Source organism: Clostridium tagluense (assembly GCF_003865095.1).
GTDB lineage: Bacteria > Bacillota > Clostridia > Clostridiales > Clostridiaceae > Clostridium_AD > Clostridium_AD tagluense.
Window position 1 is genome coordinate 1 of the sequence record NZ_BHYK01000126.1, and the last position, 511, is coordinate 511.

The 511-nt window shown below is 24.3% G+C and carries 1 protein-coding gene; it reads right to left on the minus strand.

The window, feature by feature from the left end:
- Positions 1–135 precede the first annotated feature (135 nt).
- On the minus strand, positions 136–411 hold the full coding sequence (locus tag Ctaglu_RS24825) for a hypothetical protein (protein WP_125006737.1): 276 nt from the start codon (positions 409–411) through the stop codon (positions 136–138).
- Between the last annotated feature and the right edge of the window lie 100 nt (positions 412–511).

Below are 511 nucleotides of genomic sequence, written 5' to 3' on the forward strand. Positions count from 1 at the left end.
TCTGAAACCATTTTTTCAATACTTCCATCCTCTAATTTAATGCTAATTATATCTTTGATACTATTTTCTAAATTCATAATAATTTACCCCTCTCAATTTTCAATTTTTTATTACAGACTATTTAGCAAGTCCGACTTAAACAATAAACAATTTCTTTATTTTATTTTTAATTTTTTTATCTTCAGAACTCCTAATATCATTATTTAATTTAATTATAATTTCAGTTGCATTTTTATATCTTTTACCAATTCTATCTACATCAAATTCCAGACTATCTATAGTTACTTGCTTGCATTTTAACTCTTGCTCTAACGCTACTGCATATTTAGTACTATATTTATTTTTTAATTCTGTTACCTTAATTTCCAACTTAGAAATTTTATTTTTTAATGTAAATATATCCTTATTCATTATTAAATTTCCCTTCTATAATCTTTACATTCTTGCATATTCACACCCTGACACATTTCATACATTCTTGATACTATCGCTTCTGAGGTTTCTAAGTTGT